At 57.0% G+C, this 25,894-nt stretch carries 24 protein-coding genes and 1 other RNA gene; 18 read left to right on the top strand and 7 right to left on the bottom strand.

Annotated elements, in window-relative coordinates; all coding sequences use genetic code 11:
• Positions 1-155: 155 nt before the first annotated feature.
• The 8 genes from tig (at position 156) to AS136_RS15190 (ending at position 10,051) form a co-directional block, all read left to right on the top strand.
• Positions 156-1,454 (top strand): trigger factor, encoded by a 1,299-nt coding sequence (tig, locus tag AS136_RS15225; protein ID WP_008805401.1) that lies wholly within the window; start codon positions 156-158, stop codon positions 1,452-1,454.
• 309 nt (positions 1,455-1,763) lie between these two features.
• Positions 1,764-2,387 carry an ATP-dependent Clp endopeptidase proteolytic subunit ClpP gene (gene clpP / locus AS136_RS15220; protein ID WP_002891804.1) on the top strand — a complete coding sequence of 208 codons (624 nt, stop codon included), beginning with the start codon at positions 1,764-1,766 and terminating at the stop codon, positions 2,385-2,387.
• A 250-nt stretch (positions 2,388-2,637) separates the two neighbouring features.
• Positions 2,638-3,912 carry an ATP-dependent protease ATP-binding subunit ClpX gene (clpX, locus tag AS136_RS15215; RefSeq protein ID WP_008805402.1) on the top strand — a complete coding sequence of 425 codons (1,275 nt, stop codon included), beginning with the start codon at positions 2,638-2,640 and terminating at the stop codon, positions 3,910-3,912.
• 183 nt (positions 3,913-4,095) lie between these two features.
• A complete protein-coding gene (gene lon / locus AS136_RS15210; protein WP_004151336.1) occupies positions 4,096-6,450 on the top strand; it encodes an endopeptidase La in 2,355 nt (784 codons plus the stop codon).
• A 209-nt stretch (positions 6,451-6,659) separates the two neighbouring features.
• On the top strand, positions 6,660-6,932 hold the full coding sequence (hupB, locus tag AS136_RS15205) for a nucleoid-associated protein HU-beta (RefSeq protein ID WP_002444653.1): 273 nt from the start codon (positions 6,660-6,662) through the stop codon (positions 6,930-6,932).
• A gap of 214 nt (positions 6,933-7,146) precedes the next feature.
• Positions 7,147-9,021, top strand: a complete 1,875-nt coding sequence (gene ppiD, locus AS136_RS15200) for a peptidylprolyl isomerase (protein WP_055323059.1) — start codon at positions 7,147-7,149, stop codon at positions 9,019-9,021.
• 148 nt (positions 9,022-9,169) lie between these two features.
• Positions 9,170-9,538 (top strand): helix-hairpin-helix domain-containing protein, encoded by a 369-nt coding sequence (locus AS136_RS15195; RefSeq protein WP_008805404.1) that lies wholly within the window; start codon positions 9,170-9,172, stop codon positions 9,536-9,538.
• A gap of 111 nt (positions 9,539-9,649) precedes the next feature.
• Positions 9,650-10,051, top strand: a complete 402-nt coding sequence (locus tag AS136_RS15190) for a YbgC/FadM family acyl-CoA thioesterase (RefSeq protein WP_008805405.1) — start codon at positions 9,650-9,652, stop codon at positions 10,049-10,051.
• 111 nt (positions 10,052-10,162) lie between these two features.
• On the opposite strand, the gene queC is transcribed toward AS136_RS15190, so the two are convergent.
• A complete protein-coding gene (queC, locus tag AS136_RS15185; protein ID WP_008805406.1) occupies positions 10,163-10,864 on the bottom strand; it encodes a 7-cyano-7-deazaguanine synthase QueC in 702 nt (233 codons plus the stop codon).
• Positions 10,865-10,930: 66 nt separating this feature from the next.
• On the bottom strand, positions 10,931-12,631 hold the full coding sequence (locus tag AS136_RS15180) for an SgrR family transcriptional regulator (protein ID WP_023322146.1): 1,701 nt from the start codon (positions 12,629-12,631) through the stop codon (positions 10,931-10,933).
• Positions 12,632-12,758: 127 nt separating this feature from the next.
• Here AS136_RS15180 and cof point away from each other — a divergent pair, with 127 nt between their 5' ends.
• A complete protein-coding gene (gene cof / locus AS136_RS15175; protein ID WP_023322147.1) occupies positions 12,759-13,577 on the top strand; it encodes an HMP-PP phosphatase in 819 nt (272 codons plus the stop codon).
• A 44-nt stretch (positions 13,578-13,621) separates the two neighbouring features.
• Here cof and AS136_RS15170 read toward each other — a convergent pair whose 3' ends face one another.
• The gene (locus AS136_RS15170; protein ID WP_008805410.1) at positions 13,622-14,674 is read right to left on the bottom strand and encodes a PLP-dependent cysteine synthase family protein; all 1,053 of its coding nucleotides are present in this window, start codon (positions 14,672-14,674) and stop codon (positions 13,622-13,624) included.
• A 115-nt stretch (positions 14,675-14,789) separates the two neighbouring features.
• Between AS136_RS15170 and AS136_RS15165 the strand changes: the two genes are divergently transcribed.
• The 5 genes from AS136_RS15165 (at position 14,790) to amtB (ending at position 20,736) form a co-directional block, all read left to right on the top strand.
• Positions 14,790-15,248, top strand: a complete 459-nt coding sequence (locus AS136_RS15165; protein ID WP_008805409.1) for an Lrp/AsnC family transcriptional regulator — start codon at positions 14,790-14,792, stop codon at positions 15,246-15,248.
• Between the two features lie 42 nt (positions 15,249-15,290).
• Positions 15,291-17,063: a SmdA family multidrug ABC transporter permease/ATP-binding protein gene (locus tag AS136_RS15160; RefSeq protein ID WP_008805411.1), complete on the top strand. Its 1,773-nt coding sequence runs from the start codon at positions 15,291-15,293 to the stop codon at positions 17,061-17,063.
• Complete coding sequence (locus AS136_RS15155) at positions 17,056-18,834, top strand: SmdB family multidrug efflux ABC transporter permease/ATP-binding protein (RefSeq protein ID WP_008805412.1); 1,779 nt, start codon at positions 17,056-17,058, stop codon at positions 18,832-18,834. Before AS136_RS15160 ends, AS136_RS15155 begins: the two co-directional genes overlap by 8 nt.
• 243 nt (positions 18,835-19,077) lie before the next feature.
• Entirely contained in the window at positions 19,078-19,416 is a 339-nt protein-coding gene (glnK, locus tag AS136_RS15150) for a P-II family nitrogen regulator (protein WP_002891893.1), read from the top strand.
• 33 nt (positions 19,417-19,449) lie between these two features.
• A complete protein-coding gene (amtB, locus tag AS136_RS15145; RefSeq protein WP_012542680.1) occupies positions 19,450-20,736 on the top strand; it encodes an ammonium transporter AmtB in 1,287 nt (428 codons plus the stop codon).
• Between the two features lie 51 nt (positions 20,737-20,787).
• Here the strand turns inward: amtB and tesB are convergent, their stop codons facing one another.
• Positions 20,788-21,651 (bottom strand): acyl-CoA thioesterase II, encoded by an 864-nt coding sequence (gene tesB, locus AS136_RS15140; protein WP_008805414.1) that lies wholly within the window; start codon positions 21,649-21,651, stop codon positions 20,788-20,790.
• A gap of 221 nt (positions 21,652-21,872) precedes the next feature.
• Between tesB and AS136_RS15135 the strand changes: the two genes are divergently transcribed.
• A complete protein-coding gene (locus AS136_RS15135) occupies positions 21,873-22,364 on the top strand; it encodes a YbaY family lipoprotein (RefSeq protein WP_023322148.1) in 492 nt (163 codons plus the stop codon).
• Between the two features lie 37 nt (positions 22,365-22,401).
• Here AS136_RS15135 and AS136_RS15130 read toward each other — a convergent pair whose 3' ends face one another.
• Together AS136_RS15130 and AS136_RS15125 are read right to left on the bottom strand one after the other, a co-directional pair.
• Positions 22,402-22,713 (bottom strand): MGMT family protein, encoded by a 312-nt coding sequence (locus AS136_RS15130; RefSeq protein WP_008805416.1) that lies wholly within the window; start codon positions 22,711-22,713, stop codon positions 22,402-22,404.
• A 68-nt stretch (positions 22,714-22,781) separates the two neighbouring features.
• Positions 22,782-23,189: a hypothetical protein gene (locus tag AS136_RS15125; protein ID WP_008805417.1), complete on the bottom strand. Its 408-nt coding sequence runs from the start codon at positions 23,187-23,189 to the stop codon at positions 22,782-22,784.
• 241 nt (positions 23,190-23,430) lie between these two features.
• Here AS136_RS15125 and ffs point away from each other — a divergent pair.
• The 3 genes from ffs (at position 23,431) to AS136_RS15110 (ending at position 24,306) form a co-directional block, all read left to right on the top strand.
• Positions 23,431-23,527, top strand: an RNA gene (ffs, locus tag AS136_RS15120) — signal recognition particle sRNA small type.
• A gap of 309 nt (positions 23,528-23,836) precedes the next feature.
• Positions 23,837-24,094 carry a hypothetical protein gene (locus tag AS136_RS15115; protein ID WP_002891977.1) on the top strand — a complete coding sequence of 86 codons (258 nt, stop codon included), beginning with the start codon at positions 23,837-23,839 and terminating at the stop codon, positions 24,092-24,094.
• Positions 24,091-24,306, top strand: a complete 216-nt coding sequence (locus tag AS136_RS15110; protein WP_004142688.1) for a hypothetical protein — start codon at positions 24,091-24,093, stop codon at positions 24,304-24,306. Before AS136_RS15115 ends, AS136_RS15110 begins: the two co-directional genes overlap by 4 nt.
• Before the next feature lie 134 nt (positions 24,307-24,440).
• On the opposite strand, the gene yczR is transcribed toward AS136_RS15110, so the two are convergent.
• Entirely contained in the window at positions 24,441-25,868 is a 1,428-nt protein-coding gene (gene yczR, locus AS136_RS15105; protein WP_023322149.1) for a MocR-like transcription factor YczR, read from the bottom strand.
• Positions 25,869-25,894 lie beyond the last annotated feature (26 nt).

The following is a 25,894-nucleotide window of genomic DNA, read 5'->3' as shown; positions in this document are numbered from 1 at the left end:
CGCTATAATGCCGCGTCTTATATATGAATGTCTTCGGGATGATTCTGACGACAGGGAATGTGTTTCTGATTTGAAGAGGGCATCCCGGTTCTGCGAAGCCACCTACACGCGCTTCCAGAGTTGACCGAGCACTGTGATTTTTTTGAGGTAACAAGATGCAAGTTTCAGTTGAAACCACTCAGGGCCTTGGGCGCCGTGTAACGATTACTATCGCCGCTGACAGCATCGAGAATGCTGTCAAAAGCGAGCTGGTCAACGTAGCGAAAAAAGTTCGCATTGACGGCTTCCGTAAAGGCAAAGTGCCGATGAATGTTGTTGCTCAGCGTTATGGCGCATCCGTTCGCCAGGACGTGCTGGGCGACCTGATGAGCCGTCATTTCGTTGACGCGATCATCAAAGAGAAAATCAATCCGGCCGGTGCGCCGAACTACGTTCCGGGCGAATACAAACTGGGCGAAGACTTCACCTACGCGGTAGAGTTCGAAGTGTATCCGGAAGTTGAACTGCAGGGTCTGGACGCGATCGAAGTTGAAAAACCGGTTGTTGAAGTGACCGACGCTGACGTTGACACCATGCTGGAAACCCTGCGCAAACAGCAGGCGACCTGGAAAGACAAAGACGGCGCCGTTGACGCTGAAGATCGCGTCACTATCGACTTCACCGGTTCCGTAGACGGCGAAGAGTTCGAAGGCGGCAAAGCCTCTGACTTCGTACTGGCGATGGGCCAGGGTCGCATGATCCCGGGCTTCGAAGATGGTATCAAAGGCCACAAAGCGGGCGAAGAGTTCACCATCGACGTGACCTTCCCGGAAGAATACCACGCAGAAAACCTGAAAGGTAAAGCGGCTAAGTTCGTTATCAACCTGAAAAAAGTTGAAGAGCGTGAACTGCCGGAGCTGACTGAAGAATTCATCAAACGTTTCGGCGTTGAAGATGGTTCCGTCGCTGGCCTGCGCGCTGAAGTGCGTAAAAACATGGAGCGCGAGCTGAAAGGCGCTGTGCGTAACCGCGTGAAGTCTCAGGCTATCGAAGGTCTGGTTAAAGCCAACGAGATCGACGTTCCGGCTGCCCTGATTGACAGCGAAATCGACGTGCTGCGTCGTCAGGCTGCTCAGCGTTTCGGTGGCAACGAGAAACAGGCTCTGGAACTGCCGCGCGAGCTGTTCGAAGAGCAGGCTAAACGCCGCGTTGTTGTCGGTCTGCTGCTGGGCGAAGTGATTCGCACCAATGAGCTGAAAGCTGACGAAGAGCGCGTGAAAGGCCTGATCGAAGAGATGGCTTCTGCGTACGAAGATCCGTCAGAAGTGGTTGAGTTCTACAGCAAGAACAAAGAGCTGATGGACAACATGCGCAACGTGGCGCTGGAAGAGCAGGCTGTTGAAGCTGTGCTGGCGAAAGCCAAAGTGTCTGAAAAAGCCACTTCCTTCAACGAACTGATGAACCAGCAGGCGTAATTTCGCCGCGATTGTTTAAGGTTCGAGCAAAAACCCGTTGCCGAAAGGCGGCGGGTTTTTTTTTAAGATAATGATAGCCTCAGGCACGGTGCTAAAACGCATTTACCATGATAGCGTTACAGCAAAAGCTTGTTATGCTTGAAATATGGCAACACCATCCCCATTACCGGGGGAGGCAACTGCATCCGCTATCGCACGCGTGTTGAAGAGGCGGTGACGCGTTCAGCGGATAGAAACTGTGGCTGATAATCCGTCCGTAAGGTTACAATCAGTGCAGCAGGTATTTTAAAATTACTCCAGGAGACGGAAATGTCATACAGTGGCGAACGAGACAACTTTGCACCCCATATGGCCCTGGTGCCGATGGTCATTGAACAGACCTCACGCGGTGAACGTTCTTTTGATATCTACTCCCGTCTGCTTAAGGAACGCGTCATTTTTCTGACCGGCCAGGTCGAAGACCACATGGCAAACCTGATCGTGGCGCAGATGCTGTTTCTGGAAGCGGAAAACCCGGAAAAAGACATTTACCTGTACATTAACTCTCCGGGCGGGGTGATCACCGCCGGGATGTCGATTTATGACACCATGCAGTTCATCAAGCCGGATGTCAGCACCATTTGTATGGGGCAGGCCGCTTCTATGGGCGCGTTTCTGCTGACCGCCGGGGCGAAAGGCAAGCGCTTCTGCCTGCCGAACTCCCGCGTGATGATCCACCAGCCGCTGGGCGGCTATCAGGGACAGGCGACGGATATTGAGATCCACGCCCGTGAAATCCTGAAGGTGAAAGGACGCATGAATGAGCTGATGGCGCATCATACCGGCCAGTCTCTTGAGCAGATTGAGCGTGACACCGAGCGTGACCGCTTCCTCTCCGCTGCGGAAGCCGTGGAGTACGGGCTGGTCGACTCTATTTTGACCCATCGTAATTGATGCCCGAGGCGTAAGGGTGCCGCTTTACGCTTCATCCTTCTCGCCGCGATTTTTCGGGTGGTTGGTATTTTTTCGGACGCTTGCCGGTCAGGCTTGCGGCCGGAGGCTTTGCCACCGCCTCGATGTAGCGCGAAGGATTTTGTGTATATACTAATGAAGGGCGGCACAACGCTATATGGCGGCTTGCGCCTGAGAATGGCATTTGCGTCGTCGTGTGCGGCACAAAGAACTTAAAAAGAGGTTTGGACTCATGACAGATAAACGCAAAGATGGATCGGGCAAATTGTTGTATTGCTCTTTTTGCGGCAAAAGCCAGCATGAAGTGCGTAAGCTGATCGCCGGGCCATCCGTGTATATCTGCGACGAATGCGTTGATTTATGTAACGACATCATTCGCGAAGAGATTAAAGAAGTTGCGCCGCACCGCGAGCGCAGCGCGTTGCCGACGCCGCACGAGATTCGCCACCACCTTGATGACTATGTCATCGGTCAGGAACAGGCGAAGAAAGTGTTGGCGGTCGCGGTATACAACCACTACAAACGTCTGCGCAATGGCGATACCAGCAATGGCGTAGAGCTGGGTAAAAGTAACATTCTGCTGATCGGGCCGACCGGTTCCGGTAAAACGCTGTTGGCGGAAACGCTGGCGCGCCTGCTGGATGTGCCGTTTACCATGGCAGACGCCACCACCCTGACCGAAGCGGGTTATGTGGGTGAGGACGTCGAAAATATCATTCAGAAACTGCTGCAGAAGTGCGACTACGACGTGCAGAAAGCGCAGCGCGGCATCGTTTATATCGACGAAATCGACAAAATTTCGCGTAAATCCGATAACCCGTCGATTACCCGCGACGTCTCCGGCGAAGGCGTACAGCAGGCGTTGCTGAAGCTTATCGAAGGCACCGTCGCCGCCGTTCCACCGCAGGGCGGGCGTAAACATCCGCAGCAAGAGTTCCTGCAGGTTGATACCTCCAAGATCCTGTTTATCTGCGGCGGCGCGTTCGCCGGCCTGGACAAAGTGATTTCCCACCGTGTTGAAACCGGCTCCGGCATTGGTTTTGGCGCGACGGTAAAAGCGAAGTCCGACAAAGCGAGCGAAGGCGAGCTGCTGGCCCAGGTCGAGCCGGAAGATCTGATCAAGTTTGGTCTGATCCCGGAATTCATTGGCCGTCTGCCGGTGGTGGCGACCCTGAATGAGCTGAGCGAAGAAGCCCTGATCCAGATCCTGAAAGAGCCGAAAAATGCCCTGACCAAGCAGTATCAGGCGCTGTTTAGCCTTGAGGGCGCAGAGCTTGAATTCCGCGACGAAGCGCTGGACGCCATCGCCAAGAAAGCGATGGCGCGTAAAACCGGCGCCCGCGGTCTGCGCTCGATTGTGGAAGCGGCGCTGCTGGATACCATGTATGACCTGCCTTCGATGGATGATGTCGAGAAAGTGGTCATTGATGAGTCGGTTATCGAAGGTCAGAGCAAACCGCTGCTGATCTACGGCAAACCGGAAGCCCAACAGGCATCTGGTGAATAATTAACCATTTCACTCAAGCAGTTAACAAAAAGGGGGGATTTTATCTCCCCTTTTATTTTTCCTGCATTCCCGCCGTTGAATGTGTGGAATACATCCCCATATACTGGATTACATATTAACGACGATGCAGTGGAGTATGGCGTCGTCGGCTACCTGGCGGACTTTAAACTAAGAGAGAGCTCTATGAATCCTGAGCGTTCTGAACGCATTGAAATCCCCGTATTGCCATTGCGCGATGTGGTGGTTTATCCGCACATGGTCATACCCCTGTTCGTAGGGCGGGAAAAATCTATTCGTTGCCTCGAAGCGGCCATGGACCATGATAAAAAAATCATGCTGGTTGCGCAGAAAGAAGCGTCGACGGATGAGCCGGGTGTAAACGATCTTTTCACCGTTGGAACCGTGGCGTCTATTTTGCAGATGCTGAAGCTGCCGGACGGCACCGTGAAGGTGCTGGTCGAAGGGCTGCAGCGTGCACGTATTTCTGCGCTGTCTGATAATGGCGAACATTTCTCGGCGAAAGCGGAGTATCTCGACTCGCCGGCGATTGACGAACGCGAGCAGGAAGTGCTGGTTCGCACCGCTATCAGCCAGTTTGAAGGCTATATCAAGCTGAACAAAAAGATCCCACCGGAAGTGCTGACGTCGCTGAACAGCATCGACGATCCGGCACGCCTGGCGGATACCATCGCGGCGCACATGCCGCTGAAGCTGGCTGACAAGCAGTCTGTGCTTGAGATGTCCGACGTCAACGAACGTCTGGAATATCTGATGGCGATGATGGAATCGGAAATCGATCTGCTGCAGGTTGAGAAGCGTATTCGCAACCGCGTCAAAAAGCAGATGGAGAAATCCCAGCGCGAGTACTATCTGAACGAGCAAATGAAAGCGATTCAGAAAGAACTCGGCGAGATGGACGACGCCCCGGACGAAAACGAAGCGCTGAAGCGTAAGATCGACGCGGCGAAAATGCCGAAAGAGGCGAAAGAAAAAACCGAAGCGGAACTGCAGAAACTGAAGATGATGTCGCCGATGTCGGCGGAAGCGACCGTCGTGCGTGGCTACATCGACTGGATGGTGCAGGTGCCGTGGAACGCGCGCAGTAAGGTCAAAAAAGACCTGCGCCAGGCCCAGGAGATCCTTGATACCGATCACTATGGCCTGGAGCGCGTGAAGGATCGCATCCTTGAATATCTCGCGGTGCAGAGCCGGGTGAACAAAATCAAGGGGCCAATCCTCTGTCTGGTGGGACCGCCGGGGGTAGGTAAAACCTCGTTAGGTCAATCCATCGCCAAAGCGACCGGACGTAAATACGTACGTATGGCGTTAGGTGGCGTGCGCGATGAAGCGGAAATTCGCGGTCATCGTCGGACCTATATTGGCTCGATGCCGGGCAAACTGATCCAGAAAATGGCGAAAGTGGGGGTGAAAAACCCGCTGTTCCTGCTGGATGAGATCGACAAAATGTCTTCCGACATGCGCGGCGACCCGGCTTCTGCGTTGCTTGAGGTGCTGGATCCGGAACAGAACGTGGCCTTTAACGACCACTATCTGGAAGTGGATTACGATCTCAGCGATGTGATGTTCGTGGCGACGTCTAACTCCATGAACATTCCGGCGCCGCTGCTGGATCGTATGGAAGTGATTCGCCTCTCCGGTTACACCGAAGATGAAAAGCTGAACATCGCCAAGCGTCACCTGCTGCCGAAGCAGATCGAACGTAACGCGCTGAAGAAAGGCGAGCTGACCGTCGACGATAGCGCCATTATCGGCATTATTCGTTACTACACGCGTGAAGCGGGGGTTCGTAGCCTGGAGCGTGAAATCTCCAAGCTGTGCCGTAAAGCCGTTAAACAGCTGCTGCTGGATAAGTCGCTGAAACACATCGAGATTAACGGTGAGAATCTGCATGATTATCTCGGCGTACAGCGCTTTGACTATGGCCGTGCCGATAGCGAGAACCGCGTCGGTCAGGTGACCGGTCTGGCGTGGACGGAGGTGGGGGGCGATCTGCTGACCATCGAAACCGCCTGCGTACCAGGCAAAGGCAAGCTGACCTACACCGGTTCGCTGGGTGAGGTAATGCAGGAATCGATTCAGGCTGCGCTGACCGTGGTGCGTTCGCGGGCGGACAAACTGGGCATTAACGCCGACTTCTACGAGAAGCGTGATATTCACGTCCACGTCCCGGAAGGGGCGACGCCGAAGGATGGTCCTAGCGCGGGTATTGCCATGTGTACGGCGCTGGTCTCCTGCCTGACCGGTAACCCGGTACGCGCTGATGTGGCGATGACCGGTGAAATCACTCTGCGTGGTCAGGTGCTGCCGATCGGCGGTCTGAAGGAAAAACTGCTGGCGGCGCATCGCGGCGGCATTAAGACTGTTCTGATTCCTGATGAGAACAAACGCGACCTTGAAGAAATTCCAGATAACGTTATCGCCGATTTGGATATCCATCCGGTGAAACGAATCGAGGAAGTTCTGACACTTGCGCTGCAGAACGAACCGTTCGGCATGCAGGTTGTGACCGCGAAATAGTGATTCTGCGCAAATTGCGCTAATAAAAATAGGGCTGGTAAGTCATTTCGGACTTGCCAGCCTTTTTTTGTGTAGCTAACTTAGATCGCTGGCAGGGGGGTCATCGACAACTGCTGTTGTAAGGGCATGACAGTCCTGATATAACTGCTGCGCGGTCGCACTATGAAGGACTCAGGTGCGATATAAATTATAAAGAGAGGAAGAGAACAGTGAATAAATCTCAACTGATTGACAAAATTGCTGCGGGTGCGGACATTTCTAAAGCTGCAGCTGGACGTGCGTTAGATGCTTTAATCGCTTCTGTTACTGAATCTCTGCAGGCTGGGGATGACGTTGCGCTGGTAGGTTTTGGTACCTTTGCTGTTAAAGAACGTGCCGCCCGTACTGGTCGCAACCCACAAACAGGTAAAGAAATTACTATCGCTGCCGCAAAAGTGCCGGGCTTCCGTGCTGGTAAAGCGCTGAAAGACGCGGTGAACTGATCGGCTTTCCCGTCAGGGAATGTGACGAAGTACAAGGGCGCATCGTGAGATGTGCCTTTTTTATTGCCTTTTCAGACCACTTTATGTGTGTTTATCGCCACTTGTGGGCTGACAATCACCCTGTTTTCTTGTCAAAATACGTCCTCACGCGCGGCGGCCATCACGTGCTATGCTGCGCGAGCTAAAGTCATCTACAGCGGAGCGTTGTTACACCATGATGGACAACCTACGCACGGCCGCCAACAGCGTCGTGCTCAAGATTATTTTCGGTATCATTATCGTCTCGTTCATTTTGACCGGGGTGAGTGGTTACCTGATTGGCGGTGGCAAAAACTATGCCGCAAAAGTGAATGGCCAGGAGATTGGCCGTGGGCAGTTTGAAAATGCCGTCGCCAGCGAACGTAACCGTATGCAGCAGCAGCTTGGCGACCAGTTCTCCGAGCTGGCGGCGAACGAAAACTACATGAAAACCATGCGCCAGCAGGTGCTGAACCGCCTGATCGATGAATCGCTTCTGGATCAGTATGCCCGCGAGCTGGGCCTCAGCATCAGCGATGAGCAGGTGAAGCAGGCGATCTTCCAGACCCAGGCTTTCCAGACGAACGGTAAGTTCGACAACCAGCGTTTCAGCGGTATTGTCGCCCAGATGGGGATGACCACCGATCAGTACGCTCAGGCGCTGCGTAACCAGCTGACCACACAGCAGCTGATTAACGCCATTGCGGGTACCGACTTCATGCTGCCGGGTGAGTCCGATCAGCTGGCGGCGCTGGTGTCTCAGCAGCGTGTCGTCCGCGAAGCGACCATCAACGTGAATGCCCTGGCGGCAAAACAGACGGCCAGCGATGAGGAAATCAACGCTTTCTGGCAGCAGAATCAGGCCCGTTTTATGGCGCCGGAGCAGTTCCGCGTCAGCTATATCAAAATGGATGCCGCCAGCATGCAGGAGAGCGCCTCTGACGAAGAGATTCAGTCATGGTACGACCAGCATAAGGATCAGTTCACTCAGCCGCAGCGCAACCGCTACAGCGTGATTCAGACCAAAACGGAAGCCGATGCGAAAGCGGTGCTGGCCGAGCTGCAAAAAGGGGCAGATTTCGCCACGCTGGCGAAAGAAAAATCGACCGATATTATCTCTGCCCGCAACGGCGGCGATATGGGGTGGATGGAAGAGGCCTCTACGGTGCCAGAGCTGAAAGATGCCGGGCTGAAAGAGAAAGGCCAGCTGTCTGGCGTGATCAAATCCTCGGTTGGCTTCCTGGTGGCCCGTCTGGACGACGTCCAGCCGGCGCAGGTGAAGCCGCTGGCTGACGTGCGTAATGACATTGCGGCGAAAGTGAAGCAGGAAAAAGCGCTGGATGCTTACTACGCGCTGCAGCAGAAGGTGAGCGATGCGGCCAGCAACGATAATGAGTCGTTGGCGGGAGCGGCGCAGGTCGCCGGACTGAAGGTGGTGGAAACCGGCTGGTTTGGCCGCGATAACCTGCCGGAAGAGCTGAACTTTAAACCGGTCGCTGACGCTATCTTCAACGGTGGTCTGGTGGGTGAGAACGGCGCGCCGGGCAGCAATTCCGACATCATTACCGTTGACGGCGATCGCGCTTTTGTTCTGCGCATCAGCGAGCACAAAGCCGAGGCGGTGAAGCCGCTGGCTGATGTGAAGGCGCAGGTTAGCGATATCGTTAAGCACAATAAAGCGGAACAGCAGGCGAAACTGGACGCCGACAAGCTGCTGGCGGCGCTGAAAGACGGCAAAGGCGATGAAGCGATGAAGGCGGCTGGCCTGAGCTTTGGCGCGCCGCAGACGCTTTCTCGTACCGGCCAGGATCCGCTGAGCCAGCTGGCATTCACTCTGCCGCTGCCGCAGCAGGGCAAACCGGTCTACGGCGTTGGCAGCAATATGCAAGGCGATGTGGTGCTGGTGGCGCTGGATGAAGTGAAAGCAGGCAACATGCCGGAAGAGCAGAAGAAGGCCATGGTTCAGGGGATTACCCAGAACAATGCCCAAATCGCTTTCGAAGCGCTGATGAGCAACCTGCGCAAGGCGGCGAAAATTAAGCTGGGCGACAGCATCGACCAGCAGCAGTAATTTCGCGTCGTCTCGCAAAAATGAGCAACATGATGTAATCCTCAAGGGCCGCTTTCGCGGCCCTTTCCATTTCTGTGATTTGCCTTTTGTCGGCCATCCGCACTGACGCTATCGTAACCTTGCTGTCTACACACAAGGAGATATCAGCATGAAATATGGAATAAAAACACTGATGGCCGCGGGCGTTCTGGTTTTCGCGGTAGGCGTACAGGGCGCGCTGGCGGCACCCGCCAGCGGTAAAGCGGCGGTGAATAAAGAAAATGTGCAGGCGACCGCTTCGGCGAAGGCGGAAGCGGTGCCCGGCGACACCGACAACGGGGCGACAAAAGTCAGCATTAACCACGCCAGCGCCGAACAGCTGGCGCAGGCGTTGAATGGCGTAGGGTTGAAAAAAGCCCAGGCCATTGTCAGCTACCGCGAAGAGTACGGGCCGTTCAAAACCCTCGATGATCTGAAGCAGGTCCCGGGAATGGGGAGCGCGTTGGTGGAGCGCAATTTAGCCCATCTGACGCTGTAAATTTTATGCCAGACCTTGCACAGCGGTGATTTTTTGCCAGGATAAAGAGGTTGCATCAAGTGGTGTGACCTCTTACCTCATAAACAACAATAACAGAAAGGCATTAGTGCTATGCAGACACAAATTAAAGTTCGCGGCTATCATCTGGACGTCTACCAGCATGTGAACAACGCACGTTACCTGGAGTTCCTTGAGGAAGCCCGCTGGGACGGCCTGGAAAACAGCCCCGCGTTTCAGTGGATGATGGAGAAAAACATCGCCTTCGTGGTGGTGAATATCAATATTAACTACCGTCGTCCGGCGGTGCTGGGCGATGTGCTGACAGTGAGCAGCAAACTGGAGCAACTCAACGGCAAAAGCGGCACCCTTAGTCAGGTGGTCACCCTCAACCCCAATGGCGAAGTGGTAGCCGATGCGCTGATTACCTTTGTCTGTATCGATTTGAAGACCCAGAAGGCGCTGCCGCTGGAAGGGGAGTTGCGTGAGAAACTTGACCAGATGAACTTGCGCTGACAACCGACGTGCGAGTGACGGGCCCACGGCAGGTGATGAACCCGTAGCCCCGGTAAGCGTCGCGCTACCGGGGAATTTGAGTCAAAGCTCCGGTAAATCGCGCCCCGGAGGCTATGCCTGTGCCAGCCCGGTTTTTTGCTTCATCACCGCCATTACGCCAACCTTGTCCCCCAGATACTGGTTGAGTCCGTTTGCGCGCAGGTTACAGGCGGCGCACTGGCCGCAGCCATCGCCCTTAATGCCGTTGTAGCAGGTGAGGGTTTCCTGGCGCACCAGATCCAGCTGACCCCAGAAGTCGGCAAGCGCCCAGGTCTCGGCTTTATTCAGCCACATCAGCGGCGTCTCAAAGCGAATGTCTTTCGCCATCCCAAGGCTGACGGCGTGGTGCAGCGCTTTGACAAACTCATCGCGACAGTCCGGGTAGCCGGAGAAGTCGGTCTCGCACACGCCGGTGATGATGGCTTCGGCTTTCACCTGATAGGCGTAGATTGCCGTCAGGGTTAAAAACAGAATATTGCGCCCGGGGACAAAGGTGTTGGGAATGCCCTCGGCATCAGGCTGATAGTCCGGTACCGGAATGTTATCGCGGGTCAGGCTGCTGACTGCCAGTTCGTTGAGCAGAGTGACGTCCAGCACTTTATGCGCGACGGCGCCCAGTTTCAGGGCGAGTTCGCGCGCAACGTCGATTTCCGCGCGGTGGCGTTGGCCATAATCAAAAGTGACGCAATGCACTTCATCATACTGTTGCAGAGCCTGCACCAGACAGGTGGTTGAATCTTGTCCTCCGCTGAAGACAACTACGGCGCGTTTCATGGCAATTCCTGACTAAATGAGTAAAGGCGCTATGGTAGCGCCAGACGCGCGCGGCGACCAGCTCTCTCACGTCAACGAGGCCGGCAGCCAGGCGCTGGCGAAGTCAAACCAGCCCCGGGCGTTGAGGCGCAGGCCATTAACCCCCGGTGGCGCGCTGATCCGATAGTTATACTTGAACAGCGGCGTCATGATGGCGTCTTCCATCAGACTGTTGAAGACGTTGCGCAGCGCATCGTTGCGGCTGCGGGCGTCGGGCTGAGACTGCACGGCGTCTAATGTCGCCTGCAGATGGGCATATTGCGCCCCGGTCAGCAAATTAGGCCACAGCATATCGCAGCGCAGCCACTGCTCCAGGGCGTACTCCGGCGCTTCGCCGATCAGTCGGTCTCCCATCATCAGGTCGGCCTGCCCCAGATGCTGACAGCCTTCCCAGTTTTTGGCGTCATGAAAAATGATCGTCAGTTCGCAGCCCAGCAGAGCCAGCCGTTGCCTCAGTTGCTCGGCCATCGCATGAAGCTCGACCGGCAGATGATAGAGCAGAGTGAGCCTGGCCGGCAGCGGCACCGCGTTGTTTTCCGGTCCCTGCGGGATGGACCATCCCGGCAGCACCTCATGGCTTGGCGTAATCAGATCCTCCTCCAGCGGCAGCGTTTCCAGCAGCGACGAGTGATGGATTATCGACACCAGCCGCTGGGCCTGCGTTTTACTAAGACGCGGGCTGTGGCGCAGGGTCAGATAGCAGAAGCCAAGGCTGATACGGTTGCTGACCTGGCGCAGATTGTGGAGCTCTTCGCGATCGCCGATGGTGATCTGCACCGGGTGGCGGCAGCTGGTGCCGAGATCGCGGTCAAAGAGCTGAGGAGTGATCCAGTATTCCACCGCCTGGATCAGCGGATGCTGCAGGTGGTACCGGGGATGGTTCTCCAGGCGGACGAGTTCCGGACTAAACCGCTTCAGGCGGAATGGCCCGCAGCCGATGACCGGATCGTCGGGATGCGCCAGCACGCTGCAGTAGCTGGCGAGACGGAACGGTAGCCAGTAGTCAGGACGATGCAGCGTGATGGTGAGACACTGGGCGTGAGTGACATCGATATGGCTGATGCTGGCGAAGAGGGTCCGTAAGGCGGGCAGCTCAAGCAGCAACCGTAACCGCTGCCGTAGCTGTGCGGTTTGCACCGCATCGCCATTGTGCCAGTACAGCGTGGAGCGAATGTAAAAATGCCAGCGCAGGCCGTCCGGCGAGACCTGCCAGTGATGCGCCAGATCGCCGATCGGCATATTGTCGCCTTCATCGAAGCGCGTCAGCCCGGCATAGATCTGCCCGGCCAGATGCTGCTCGGCGCGTCCGGGGAGAAAGCCAGGACGCAGCGGCTCCAGTGGGCGATAGTAAGGAATACGCAGCGTCGGAGTATTGTTTTGCCACTGACCGCCGAGGAAGGGATGGAGCAGGGCTTTCAGCTCCACCGGGGCCAGCTGCGCCAGCTCCAGCGCGTTTTGCTGCTGACCGTTGTTCAGCGCCTGCTCCATCATCTCGTTGCGCAGACTTTCCGGGGTTTTGTGAAATGAGAGCTGTCCGCGTTTGCCGCGCCCGGAGCTGGCCTGCCAGCTTAGCCACCCCGCCTCCTGCGCCTGACGCAGCAGAGTGCGGACGTGGCGTTCGCTACAAAAACAGCGCTCCGCCAGTTCGCCGACGGTCACCTGCTGCGGCGCCCCGGCTGAGGGTTGCCACAATCGCTGGTATTGATTTAAACGGTGTAAGAGTCGCATGGGGGCCGTCATCCACCGGGCCGCTGTAAACCCGGAACAATTAATAATATCTATTCACTATTACTTCCGTATATCCCAGGTGATACTGCAACACAAGCGAAGCCCATCACATATCGGGGAATACACCATGGCAAAACTGGCCGCATTTGATATGGACGGCACCCTGCTGATGCCGGACCATCGTCTCGGCGAGCAAACGCTCACCGCGCTGAAACGGCTGCGGGAACGTAATATCACCCTGACGTTCGCTACCGGTCGCCATGTGCTGGAGATGCACCATGTGATTGGCGAATTTTCCCTGGACGCATTTCTGATCACCGGCAACGGGACGCGCATCCATTCGCTGGAAGGGGAGGAGCTTTATCGCCAGGATCTCGCTCCCGAGGCGGCGGAAACGGTGCTGCACAGCAAATGGGATACTCAGGCCAGCATGCATGTGTTTAACGATGGCGGCTGGTTCACCGGTCAGGCAAGGCCTGAATTGTTGCAAGCGCATGTCTTCAGCGGCTTTCACTATCAACTGTGCGATCCGAAACGCATGTCGGCGCAGCATGTCACCAAGATCTGTTTCTGCGGCGATCATGACGATCTCCGCCGCCTGCGGATCCAGCTGATTGAGACGCTGGGCGATCGCGCCTTTCTCTGTTTCTCGGCGATGGACTGTCTGGAAGTGCTGCCGGTCGGGTGTAATAAAGGTGCGGCGCTGGCGGTGCTCAGCCAGCACTTAGGCTTCACCCTGCAGGAGTGCATGGCGTTTGGCGATGCGATGAACGACCGCGAGATGCTGGGCAGCGTTGGGCGGGGATTTATCATGGGCAACGCGATGCCGCAGCTGAAAGCCGAGCTGCCGCATCTTCCGGTTATCGGTGACTGCCGACATCAGGCGGTCTCCCACTTTTTAACGCATTGGCTGGATAATCCTGATCTTCCTTATTCCCCCGAATAGAGAGACCCTTCCGGCAAGCCAGATAGTTTTCTATCTGGCTTTTTTTATCGCCTGCCGACCAGCGCGGCGATCTCCGCCTGCCAGGGTGCGATATCGCCGATATTGGCGGCCACCCACTGCGGGTTGTAATAGGTTTCCAGGTAGCGCTCACCGCTGTCGCACAACAGCGTGACGATGGAACCCGTTCGCCCTTCCTCGCGCATCCGCGCGGCCAGCTGCAATACGCCCCACATATTGGTGCCGGTAGAAGCGCCGACCTTGCGCCCAAGCTGTGTTTCCAGCCACAGGGCGGTGGCCACGCTCGCCGCATCCGGTACGCGCAGCATCTCGTCGACGACGTCGGGAATAAATGACGGTTCGACGCGTGGGCGGCCGATGCCTTCAATTTTGCTGCCGACCGGGCTGCGCAGGGTGGCGTCGCGGGTCTGCCAGTATTCGAGGAAGACCGAATTCTGCGGATCAACGACCATCAGCTGCGTCTCATGGCCCTGGCTGCGAATATAGCGGCCAATGGTTGCCGAGGTGCCGCCGGTGCCGGCGCTCATGACGATCCATGACGGCTGCGGGTGCGGTTCATGGCTCATCTGACGGAAAATACTGTCGGCGATATTGTTATTGCCGCGCCAGTCGGTGGCCCGCTCGGCAAAGGTGAATTGATCCATATAATGGCCGTTCAGCTCGCGGGCCAGCGTTTCGGAAGCATCGTAGATTTCGCAGGCGCTCTGCACAAAATGGCAGCGTCCGCCGTAAAACTCGATCTGTTCGATCTTACGTTTGGCGGTGCAGGAAGGCATCACGGCGATAAACGGCAGCCCCAGCAGGCGGGCGAAGTAGGCCTCCGAAACGGCGGTTGAACCCGAGGAGGATTCAATAATCGGCGTACCTTCTTTGATCCAGCCGTTGCACAGGCCATAGAGAAACAGCGACCGCGCCAGGCGATGTTTAAGGCTGCCGGTAGGGTGGGTGCTTTCATCTTTCAGATACAGGTGGATGCCCGGAAACGCGGGCAGCGCCAGACGGATCAGGTGCGTGTCGGCGGAGCGCTGATAGTCGGCGTTGATTTCGCTAATGGCATGTTTAACCCAGGCGCTATTCATCGTGATTTCCTGTTTGTCATTTTGTGCCTAGCTTAGCGGAAAGCGCAGGAAAAATTGTTGCCATTTAGCCTTTGGATTACCATTATGAGAGCAAAATTTTCTCTTCGGATGCCCTATGCTAGATAAAATTGACCGTAAGCTGCTGGCGCTGCTGCAGGAAGATTGCACCCTCTCTTTGCAGGCGCTGGCCGATGCCGTTAATCTGACCACCACGCCCTGCTGGAAGCGCCTGAAAAGGCTCGAAGATGAAGGTATTTTGCGCGGGCGCGTCGCCTTACTGGATGCCGAAAAGGTGGGGCTGGGCCTGACGGCGTTTGTCCTGATCAAGACTCAGCATCACAGCAGCGACTGGTATGGCCATTTTGTGAGCGAAGTGACGCAGATGGCGGAGGTGCTCGGCTTCTGGCGGATGGCAGGAGAGTATGATTACCTGCTGCGGGTGCAGGTGGCCGATATGAAACGCTATGACGATTTTTATAAACGTTTAGTGAACAGCGTGCCGGGGCTGTCGGATGTCACTTCGAGTTTTGCCATGGAACAGATAAAATATACCACCGCCTTGCCTGTCGAATAACGGTATTGCGCCGTAACCCATTACAAATCAGGATTTTACTGCTTGCGATTATTTGCTCAACTCAGCTGGTACTTCCGCCGGGAGTGGCGCCGCTATCTTGGCGCGATTGCCCTGCTGGCCATTATTGCCGTCCTGCAGCTTATTCCGCCGAAGGTGGTGGGCATTGTGGTGGACGGCGTGACGCAACAACATTACACCGCAGAGAAGGTGTGGATGTGGATCGGCGCGCTGGTGCTGGTCGCGGTAATGGTCTACCTGCTGCGCTATGTCTGGCGCGTGCTGCTGTTCGGCGCCTCTTACCAGCTGGCGGTCGAACTGCGGGAAGATTTTTACCGGCAACTGAGCCGCCAGCATCCGGCATTCTATTTGCGCCATCGCACTGGCGATCTGATCGCCCGCGCCACCAACGATGTTGACCGGGTGGTATTTGCCGCCGGTGAAGGGGTGTTAACCCTGGTGGATTCGATGGTGATGGGCTGTGCGGTATTGATTGTGATGTCGACGCAGATTAGCTGGCAGCTCACCCTGCTGGCGCTGTTGCCGATGCCGCTGATGGCGCTGGCGATTAAACGCAACGGCGATGCGCTTCACGAACGTTTTCGCGTGGCCCAGGCGGCCTTTTCCAGCCTTAACGATCGCACACAGGAGAGCCTGACCAGCATCCGCATGATTAAGGCTTTTGGGCTGGAGGATCGCCAGTCGGCGCAGTTTGCCGCCGATGCCGCCGATACCGGCGCGAAAAATATGCGCGTGGCACGCATTGACGCGCGTTTCGACCCCACCATCTATATCGCCATTGGGGCCGCTAACCTGCTGGCTATCGGCGGCGGCAGCTGGATGGTGATCCACGGCAGCCTGACGCTGGGCCAGCTGACCAGCTTTGTGATGTATCTTGGCCTGATGATCTGGCCGATGCTGGCGCTGGCGTGGATGTTTAACATTGTTGAGCGCGGTAGCGCGGCCTATGGCCGTATCCGCACGATGCTCGAAGAGGCGCCAGCGGTAGACGACGGTACTGAAGCAGTGCCGGCAGGCCGCGGTGTCCTGCAGGTTGCCATCCGCAACTTCATCTATCCGCAGGCGAGTAAACCTTCGCTGGAGCAGGTTAATTTTACCCTCCAGCCGGGGCAAATGCTGGGTATCTGCGGGCCGACGGGCGCCGGTAAAAGTACCATTCTGGCGCTGCTGCAACGTCATTTTGACGTCACCAGCGGCGAGATCCGCTTTCACGATCTGCCGCTGCCGCGTCTGCAGCTCGACAGCTGGCGCGCCCGGCTGGCGGTGGTCAATCAGACGCCATTTTTATTCTCTGACACCGTCGCCAATAATATCGCGCTGGGCAAACCGGATGCGACACCGGCGCAGATTGAACGCGTGGCACGGCTGGCCAGCGTGCATGACGACATTCTGCGCCTGCCCCAGGGGTACGATACCGAGGTGGGCGAGCGCGGCGTGATGCTCTCCGGCGGCCAGAAACAACGCATCTCGATTGCCCGCGCTCTGCTGCTGGAGGCTGAAATTTTGATCCTTGATGATGCTTTGTCGGCGGTAGATGGCCGTACGGAGCACCAGATCCTGCACAACCTGCGCCAGTGGGGGGAGGGGCGGACGGTGATTATCAGCGCCCACCGGCTGTCGGCGCTGACCGAGGCCAGTGAAATTCTGGTGTTACAGCATGGGCATATTGCCCAGCGTGGCCGCCATGAGGCGCTGGCCGTGCAGCCAGGCTGGTACCGCGACATGTATCGTTACCAGCAGCTGGAAGCCGCGCTTGACGAGGTTCCGCAGGCGCAAGAGGAGGCCCTGGATGCGTAGCTTTACCGAACTCTGGCCGACGCTTAAACGCCTGCTGGCCTATGGTTCTCCCTGGCGTAAGCCGCTGGCCATTGCGGTGGGGATGATGTGGATCGCGGCGGCGGCGGAAGTGAGCGGCCCGCTGCTCATCAGCTATTTCATCGATAATATGGTGGCGAAGCATACGCTCCCGCTGAAGCTGGTGGCAGGCCTGGCGGTAGCCTATATCGGCCTGCAGCTGCTGGCGGCATTACTGCACTATAACCAGTCGCTGCTGTTTAACCGCGCCGCGGTCGGCGTCGTCCAGCAGTTGCGTAGCGATGTAATGGATGCCGCCCTGCATCAGCCGCTCAGCGAGTTTGATACCCAGCCGGTTGGGCAGCTTATCTCGCGGGTGACCAACGATACGGAAGTCATTCGCGATCTGTACGTGACGGTGGTGGCGACGGTGCTGCGCAGCGCGGCGCTGATCGGCGCGATGCTGGTGGCGATGTTTAGCCTCGACTGGCGGATGGCGCTGGTGGCGATCGCGATCTTCCCGGCGGTGCTGATCGTGATGATCATCTATCAGCGCTATAGCACGCCGATCGTGCGCCGGGTGCGCGCCTGGCTTGCTGATATCAACGATGGTTTCAACGAAGTGATCAACGGCATGGGGGTGATCCAGCAGTTCCGCCAGCAGGCGCGCTTTGGCGAACGGATGCGCGAGGCCAGCTATGCCCACTATCTGGCGCGGATGCAGACGTTGCGCCTCGACGGTTTTCTGCTGCGCCCGCTGCTGAGCCTTTTTTCCTCGCTGGTGCTGTGCGGGCTGCTGATGCTGTTTGGCTTTAGCGCGGTGGGCACGATCGAGGTCGGGGTCCTGTACGCGTTTATCAGCTATCTCGGACGCCTTAACGAGCCGCTTATTGAGCTGACCACCCAGCAGTCGATGCTGCAGCAGGCGGTGGTCGCCGGCGAACGCGTTTTTGAGCTGATGGATCGCCCGCGCCAGGCGTGGGGCTCGGATGACGCGCCGCTGAGCAGCGGCCGGGTGGAAATTGACCATCTCTCCTTTGCCTACCGGGGGGATCGACTGGTCCTGCAGGATATCAGTCTGGATATTCCCTCCCGCAGCTTCGTGGCGCTGGTCGGGCATACCGGCAGCGGGAAGAGTACTCTCGCGAGTCTGATGATGGGCTATTACCCGTTAACCCACGGGGAGATCCGCATCGATGGCCGGCCGCTTGCTTCCCTCAGCCACAGCGCGTTGCGTCGGGGCATCGCGATGGTGCAACAGGATCCGGTGGTGCTGGCGGATACCTTCTACGCCAACGTCGCGCTGGGTCGGGATATCAGTGAGACGCAGGTCTGGGAAGCGCTGGAGGCGGTGCAACTGGCGGAGGTGGCGCGCAGCATGAGCGATGGCCTGTACACTCAGCTGGGCGAGCAGGGCAATAACCTCTCCGTTGGGCAGAAACAGCTGTTGGCGCTGGCGCGCGTGCTGGTGGAGACCCCGCAGGTATTGATTCTGGATGAGGCGACGGCAAACATCGACTCCGGCACCGAGCAGGCGATCCAGCAGGCGCTGGCGAAAGTCCGCCAGCATACCACCCTCGTGGTTATCGCCCATCGACTGTCAACCATCGTTGAGGCCGATACCATCCTGGTGCTGCATCGCGGTCAGGCTGTCGAGCGGGGCACCCATCAGCAGCTGCTGGCGGCGAAGGGTCGTTACTGGCAGATGTATCAGCTGCAGCTGGCTGGCGAAGAGCTGGCGGCCAGCGCCCGGGAAGAGTCGCTCAGCGCCTGATGCACCACCAGCAGGCAGCGAAGAAAGCGTGGCCTGCCGTGGTGCAAAAACGTTACATTAAATGCACTGTTGTGGTGCATTTTTGCGCTGCAAACGCGTTTCAGCAGGCAATTGTCTGACCTGTCCCCTGTTTTTTACCATCAAAGGGCCGCTCTGCGGCCTTTTTTCATTTCTGGCATAGCCCTTGCTTTATATCCATCGTGTTAGCTGCGGCCATTACCGAATACTGCCTGGAGGGGACTTATGAAGCTGGTTACCGTGGTAATCAAACCATTCAAACTGGAAGACGTGCGTGAAGCCTTGTCTTCCATCGGCATTCAGGGCCTGACGGTCACTGAAGTCAAGGGCTTTGGCCGTCAGAAAGGTCATGCGGAGCTCTACCGCGGCGCCGAGTATAGCGTCAACTTTCTGCCAAAAGTGAAGATTGATGTGGCGATTGCCGACGATCAGCTGGATGAAGTCATCGATGTGATCAGCAAAGCGGCTTACACCGGAAAAATTGGCGACGGCAAAATTTTTGTCGCTGAATTGCAGCGCGTCATTCGCATCCGTACCGGCGAAGCTGACGAAGCGGCACTGTAATTTCCAGACCACACAGTGATGGGGAACGAAACAATGAAAATGGCAACAATGAAATCGGGTCTGGGGGCATTAGCCCTTCTTCCGGGACTGGCAATGGCCGCGCCCGCAGTGGCGGACAAAGCCGATAACGCGTTTATGATGATTTGCACCGCGCTGGTTCTGTTTATGACCATCCCGGGGATCGCGCTGTTTTACGGCGGCCTGATCCGCGGCAAAAACGTCCTTTCCATGCTGACTCAGGTGATTGTGACCTTTGGCCTGGTCTGCGTACTGTGGGTGATTTATGGCTATACCCTGGCCTTCGGCACCGGCGGCAGCTTCTTCGGTAGCTTTGACTGGGTGATGCTGAAAAATATTGAACTGAAAGCGCTGATGGGCACCTTCTATCAGTACATCCACGTGGCCTTCCAGGGCTCGTTCGCCTGTATCACCGTCGGGCTGATCGTGGGGGCGCTGGCTGAGCGTATTCGTTTCTCCGCCGTGCTGATTTTTGTGGTGGTGTGGATGACGCTCTCTTATGTTCCGATTGCGCACATGGTCTGGGGCGGCGGTCTGCTGGCGACCCACGGCGCGCTGGACTTCGCGGGCGGCACCGTTGTACACATCAACGCTGCGGTTGCCGGGCTGGTGGGGGCGTACATGATGGGCAAACGTGTGGGCTTCGGCAAAGAAGCGTTCAAACCGCACAATCTGCCGATGGTGTTCACCGGAACCGCCATCCTCTACGTGGGCTGGTTCGGCTTCAACGCTGGCTCCGCCAGCGCAGCGAACGAAATTGCCGCACTGGCTTTCGTCAACACCGTCGTCGCCACAGCGGCTGCCATCCTGGCGTGGACCTTTGGTGAATGGGCTCTGCGCGGCAAACCTTCACTGCTGGGCGCCTGCTCCGGGGCGATTGCCGGTCTGGTTGGCGTCACACCAGCCTGTGGGTATATCGGTGTCGGTGGGGCGTTGATTGTGGGTATCGCATCTGGTCTGGCGGGCATCTGGGGCGTAACGGCGCTGAAACGCTGGCTGCGGGTTGATGACCCTTGCGACGTCTTCGGCGTCCACGGCGTCTGCGGCATCGTCGGCTGTATCCTGACCGGTATCTTCGCGGCCACCTCTCTGGGCGGCGTGGGTTATGCAGAAGGCGTCACCATGGGCCATCAGCTGCTGGTGCAACTCGAGAGTATCGCGATTACCATCGTCTGGTCGGGCGTTGTCGCTTTCATTGGCTACAAAGTGGCGGACATGACCGTGGGGCTGCGCGTACCAGAAGAGCAGGAGCGCGAAGGACTGGACGTCAACAGCCATGGCGAAAACGCCTACAACGCCTGATAGAAAACCCTTCTCCCTGTAGCAAAAAGCCTCCCGTCAGGGAGGCTTTTTTTATGCGTTGCGGTTACGCATCACCCCTTCCTGGACCGTTGAAGCCACCAGCGTTCCATCCTGAGTGTAGAACTCGCCGCGGACGAAGCCACGGGCGCTGGAGGCCGAGGTGCTTTCAACGCTGTATAACAGCCATTCATTGATATTAAACGGCCGGTGGAACCACATTGAGTGGTCGATAGTGGCGACCTGCATGCCAGGCTCAAGGAAGCCGACGCCGTGCGGCTGCAGCGCCACCGGCAGGAAATTAAAGTCCGAGGCATAGCCCAGCAGATATTGATGAATGCGCAGATCGTCGGGAACGGCGCCATTGGCACGCAGCCACACCTGGCGCACCGGTTCAGCAATATGGCCTTTCATCGGGTTATGAAATTCGACCGGGCGAATCTCCAGCGGTTTATCACAGAGGAATTTGTCTTTTACCTGCGGCGGCAGAAGGTGTGCCAGCTTGCGGGCGATATCGGTTTCCGAGTGCAGGCCGTCAGGAGAGGGGGCCGGCGGCATCGCTTTCTGATGCTCATAGCCGTGCTCTGGCGCCTGGAAGGAGGCGGTCATATAGAAGATCGGCTTCCCGTTCTGAATGGCGGCCACTCGCCGGGCGCTAAAGCTGTTGCCGTCGCGCAGTACTTCCACATCGTAGACGATCGGTTTCTGGCTGTCGCCGGGGCGCAGAAAGTAGCTGTGAAACGAATGTACCAGACGTTCAACGGGCACGGTCTCTTTTGCCGCATACAGCGCCTGGCCCACCACCTGGCCGCCAAAAACCTGGCGCAATCCCAGGTCTTCGCTCTGTCCGCGGAATAACCCTTCCTCAATTTTTTCCAGATCTAATAATGCCAGCAGGTTAGAGAGTGCCTGACTCATACTTATCCTCAATTAATGATAGCGGCGCAGCGCGGTGCGCGTGATGTGGCAAAGTATAACCTGGAATCGCAAGTGGTCCGATGGGTGTAATAATCTGAATAACGAGGGGGCAACAGGAACAAATCTGAGATCTGTGCCACACTTATTGACGACACGAAAGTTCCTGCCGGCGAAGCGGCGGAACATCCTCCTGGGTATTAAGGGATGATAAGGAGAACATCATGAAATTTGCCTATATGTTTAGTGCCTTAGCCGTCGCCGCGACGCTAACCGCCTGTGCTAATCACCACTCTACCAGTTCTTCGACTCAGGCAGCCGCGCCCGACCCTTATGGCATCGCGACGCTGAGCGTGGCACAGCAGCAGCCGAGCGTTACGGGGACGATTAATATCCGCCAGAGAATCGCTTTACCGCCGGATGCGGTACTGACGGTGACCCTGTCGGATGCTTCTCTGGCAGATGCGCCAGCCCGCGTGTTGTCGCAAAAAGCGGTGCGTACCGAAGGCAAACAGGCGCCATTTAACTTTGCCCTGCCTTACAGTCCGGCAGACATTCAGCCGAACGCCCGTATTCTGCTGAGTGCCGCGATCGCGGTGAACGGCCAGCTAATGTTCATTACCGATACCGTGCAGACGGTGATAAACCAGGGTGGGACGCATGCCGACCTGACGCTGGTTCCGGTCACGCAGACCGCCGTCCCCGTTGCGCAATAAGCTCGCCGAGCCCCCTGACGGGGGCTTTTTTTTGTCTTCAGTAAACCCAGCGATAATGCTGGAGATCGATATGGCCGCTGCCGGAGACCTGAACCCCTTCGGCCAGCAACGCCTGGCGCTGTCGCTGAAGATCGGGCCCGGTGAGGGAGATATCGCCATGGCGATTGACCACCCGATGCCAGGGCAGGGTTGACCCTTCCGGCAGGCGCTTCAGTACGCCACCTACCTGGCGCGCGGCGCGCGGTGAACCGGCCAGGCGGGCGACATCGCCGTAGGTGGCGACATAGCCTTCCGGTATCGACGCCACGATATGCCAGACGCGTTGGGGGAATGTGTCGTGCGGATCCATGTTCAGCCCTGTTAACCGGAAAACGCCAGCATAAGCGCTGAGGCGCAGGCTGTACAGCCTGCCTCGGTTCAGGCGGGTTGTTCGACAGTGAAGGTTAGGGCCAGGCCGAGGATCTGCATGCCATGGACATTGTCAGACGGTGAACTGGCGATGAGGCTCTCGAGAAATTTCAACCGCTGCGAAGTGGCGTTAATGATCAGTTTCGCGCGCAGGCCTGGCATGGTCAGCGACGAAATGGGGTACACCACCCGGCCGCTGATGTAGACGGGCAGTTTGCGCAGTTCCACCTGGCGCAGCACGCCGACGGTGGAATAGAGCAGCGCCAGCGGCGTGACCGCCCGCACGGGGGTCTGGCTGATGGTCGCGAAGTCGAGCATTTTTTCCGGGCGCAGATAGTTCACGCCATGAAAGGCGATGGTCATCCCTTCAATAGCGGGTAAAGGCAGAGTGATGGTCTGTGGTGATGAGTCAGTCATTCGATTACCGTCGAGACAAGGTGCTGATGATTAAAGGTGACGCAAGAGGGCTAAGTATGGTGGATAACCCGGCAATGTGCTGAGCGCGTGCTCCCAATCTCACAGCCTGGCCGTGAGTTGTTGGTTTTATTGGCGTATTGTGCAATAAACCAGCAGGCGATCGGGGTGAGCTTGCAATTCACCAGGTCAGCAGGGATAATGCGCCAGCGCGTTGGGTAACTAACGCTCTCAATGGGGGCTCTGTTGGTTCTCCCGCAACGCTACTCTGTTTACCAGGTCAGGTCCGGAAGGAAGCAGCCAGAGCAGACGACGTGTGTGCCGGGATGTAGCTGGCAGGGCCCCCACCCATTTCGCCCTCCTGATATCTCCCTTGTATTTGTCCGGTCTTTATCCCTGCTATAATTAATATCTGATACGGATCACATATTATTTTTTGTTGCTAAAACAACCCGTTTTTATTCCATAATATTTACTTGTCATAAATCTGAAATGCTACTGAAATATTAATGTCATTTGCATGTCATAAATAAAAGGCATCTTATTGATGGGAATTTGTTGCCAGAGCCATGCTATAAAATATATCTCTGGATCAGCATGTTAACTTCGTGTATTAATTATGATGATTTTATTGCACGGGAAGCGTAGCTATGACCACAGTGGTTTTGAATGTAAAAATTGACGCCGAGTTAAAAGAGAAGCTGCGTCATTATGCGGAAGTGAATAACGAGAACCTGGGAACGGCAACGGAAAAGCTGCTGCAGCTGGCTTTTCAGCTGGAGGAGTCAGCAGGTGAGGCGGGGGTGACGGAAGAGGACATTGACAGCCAGCATACCGAAGAGGAAGCGACCCCATTAACCCCTAAAGAAATCAAAGCATTAAGAAAACTTCTGAAGAAGAAAAAATGAAACAACAATTCTCTACAGCCAGCAACTATAGCGAAGCCTGCGATATGTTGCGCTCAGGATACGTAAAACACGTGCGCCTGAACTGGAATATCGGTAGTGATGAGTTCTTTCGCATTGCCTCCGACTGGTGTGACACCGGCGCTAAAATTAAAAAAGATGAAGATGGCTTTATTATTTCCCTGAAAGGGTTTCCTATTCCGCGTCAGCATTAATGAAATTGCCTTATTTCTGTCACCGGGATGCCATAACCAGAGGGCAGGATACTCAGGCAATTTTATAAAAACATCTCATATACCTCATGGATGATGGTCATTTGACGGGCTGATGCCAGCCCGTCGATATTTTCTTATATTATTTTCCGCAAACGCGTATTTTCCTTCTGTTCTGCAAGGCTTTGCCACAGCGGTTGTAGCGTGGAGAAGGCCTGGCGCAATGCTTCGTCTGGCAGTGTAAATGGCAGACGCAAATAGCGATCAAATGCTCCCTCAAGACCAAAGCGCGTGCCGGTGCCGATATGGATCCCCTGACTTTCCGCACGCGCAGAGAACAGCGTGGCCAGCATGTCAGGGAGTTCCACCCAAAAAGAGAGCCCACCTTCCGGCGGCGTAAAGCGCCAGCGGGGAAAATATTCCGCCATTAACGTTTCGCACATGTCCCGGCGCGCCTTCAGCATTTCCCGCCGCGGCGGTAGCAGCGTGGCGGCATTGGCCAGCAGCCAGCTGCAGGCCAGTTGCTCCAGCAGCGGCGTACCCAAATCCAGGGAATCGCGAGCCTGAATAAGGGAGGCGATGGTTCGCGTACTGGCGCGGATCCAGCCGATACGCAGTCCCCCCCAGAAACTTTTCCCGGCCGAACCAATAGTGATCACCGCGGCATCGGGATTAAAGCAGGCCAGCGGCGGAGGCGGTGGCGCGTTATACCAGAGATCAACCATGGTCTCGTCGATCACCAGCGTCGTCCGCGTCCTGGCGGCGATATCCGCGACCCGCTGGCGGGTGGGAGCATCCATACAGCGCCCGGTGGGATTGTGAAAATCCGGCATCAGCCACGCCAGACGCGGCGCGGTCTGCGCAATAGTCGCCGCGAGTCCATCACAGTCCCATCCCTGCTGTGGAAGCGCGACGCCGACCGGGCGGCAGGAGGCGCCCTGAATGGCGCTAATCGCCATCGGATAGGTGGGGGCGTCGATGACCACCCGGTCACCCGGGCCGGTAAACAGGCGGAGGATCAATGCGAAGGCGCTGAGGGCGCCGTTGACCACCATCACTTCATCGGGCCGCGTCGGCAGACCGCGTTCGCTGTAGCGACGGGCAATCGCCTCCCGCAGTACTGGCAGCCCTTGTTGATCGTAGCCGGTCTGGCCCAGGTAGGGCGGCAGCAGCGTCATGGCATGCTGGAAGGCCTGATGGACTTCCGGCCCGGCGCTGAGGGCGGCGGTAGAGAGATTCAGCGTGGAGGGGATGTCTGAGGGGGGCGGCAGGTCGGCGGGGCGTTCTGGTAAAACAATGCGCGAACCGCTTCCCTGGCGGCTGTAGAGAAAGCCCTCCTCCCGCAACTGGCCGAGCGCGCTGGCGATGGTCGTCCGGCTGACGTTCAGCGCCGCCGCCAGCTCACGCTCGCCGGGCAGGCGCGTTTGCAGCGTCAGGCGACCGTCGAGGATCAGCAGGCGGAGCGCTTCCGCTAGCTGACGCCATAGCGGCGTGCGTGAAGTGGACTCCTGCCAGTTGCCGAGCAGGCGTACCAGCGATTGTGTTCCAAAGCGTCGGGTTGACATAGCGATCCACTTTTCCAAAACTGGCC

The sequence above is a fragment of the Klebsiella sp. D5A genome (assembly GCF_001620885.1).
In the GTDB taxonomy this organism is placed as follows: Bacteria; Pseudomonadota; Gammaproteobacteria; order Enterobacterales; family Enterobacteriaceae; genus Klebsiella; species Klebsiella variicola.
This window is presented reverse-complemented; position numbering and strand designations above follow the sequence as displayed.

Excerpts from the sequence above, each read along its gene's own strand:
- yczR (WP_023322149.1), bottom strand. The coding sequence starts at position 25,868 with ATGTCAACCCGACGCTTTGGAACACAATCGCTGGTACGCCTGCTCGGC.
- AS136_RS15180 (WP_023322146.1), bottom strand. The coding sequence starts at position 12,631 with ATGCGACTCTTACACCGTTTAAATCAATACCAGCGATTGTGGCAACCC.
- AS136_RS15195 (WP_008805404.1), top strand. The coding sequence starts at position 9,170 with ATGAAATATGGAATAAAAACACTGATGGCCGCGGGCGTTCTGGTTTTC.
- AS136_RS15165 (WP_008805409.1), top strand. The coding sequence starts at position 14,790 with ATGCTAGATAAAATTGACCGTAAGCTGCTGGCGCTGCTGCAGGAAGAT.
- AS136_RS15125 (WP_008805417.1), bottom strand. The coding sequence starts at position 23,189 with ATGACTGACTCATCACCACAGACCATCACTCTGCCTTTACCCGCTATT.
- clpP (WP_002891804.1), top strand. The coding sequence starts at position 1,764 with ATGTCATACAGTGGCGAACGAGACAACTTTGCACCCCATATGGCCCTG.
- AS136_RS15135 (WP_023322148.1), top strand. The coding sequence starts at position 21,873 with ATGAAATTTGCCTATATGTTTAGTGCCTTAGCCGTCGCCGCGACGCTA.
- tesB (WP_008805414.1), bottom strand. The coding sequence starts at position 21,651 with ATGAGTCAGGCACTCTCTAACCTGCTGGCATTATTAGATCTGGAAAAA.
- AS136_RS15190 (WP_008805405.1), top strand. The coding sequence starts at position 9,650 with ATGCAGACACAAATTAAAGTTCGCGGCTATCATCTGGACGTCTACCAG.
- cof (WP_023322147.1), top strand. The coding sequence starts at position 12,759 with ATGGCAAAACTGGCCGCATTTGATATGGACGGCACCCTGCTGATGCCG.
- AS136_RS15115 (WP_002891977.1), top strand. The coding sequence starts at position 23,837 with ATGACCACAGTGGTTTTGAATGTAAAAATTGACGCCGAGTTAAAAGAG.
- amtB (WP_012542680.1), top strand. The coding sequence starts at position 19,450 with ATGAAAATGGCAACAATGAAATCGGGTCTGGGGGCATTAGCCCTTCTT.
- AS136_RS15110 (WP_004142688.1), top strand. The coding sequence starts at position 24,091 with ATGAAACAACAATTCTCTACAGCCAGCAACTATAGCGAAGCCTGCGAT.
- AS136_RS15155 (WP_008805412.1), top strand. The coding sequence starts at position 17,056 with ATGCGTAGCTTTACCGAACTCTGGCCGACGCTTAAACGCCTGCTGGCC.
- AS136_RS15170 (WP_008805410.1), bottom strand. The coding sequence starts at position 14,674 with ATGAATAGCGCCTGGGTTAAACATGCCATTAGCGAAATCAACGCCGAC.
- lon (WP_004151336.1), top strand. The coding sequence starts at position 4,096 with ATGAATCCTGAGCGTTCTGAACGCATTGAAATCCCCGTATTGCCATTG.
- ppiD (WP_055323059.1), top strand. The coding sequence starts at position 7,147 with ATGATGGACAACCTACGCACGGCCGCCAACAGCGTCGTGCTCAAGATT.
- queC (WP_008805406.1), bottom strand. The coding sequence starts at position 10,864 with ATGAAACGCGCCGTAGTTGTCTTCAGCGGAGGACAAGATTCAACCACC.
- glnK (WP_002891893.1), top strand. The coding sequence starts at position 19,078 with ATGAAGCTGGTTACCGTGGTAATCAAACCATTCAAACTGGAAGACGTG.
- tig (WP_008805401.1), top strand. The coding sequence starts at position 156 with ATGCAAGTTTCAGTTGAAACCACTCAGGGCCTTGGGCGCCGTGTAACG.
- clpX (WP_008805402.1), top strand. The coding sequence starts at position 2,638 with ATGACAGATAAACGCAAAGATGGATCGGGCAAATTGTTGTATTGCTCT.
- AS136_RS15130 (WP_008805416.1), bottom strand. The coding sequence starts at position 22,713 with ATGGATCCGCACGACACATTCCCCCAACGCGTCTGGCATATCGTGGCG.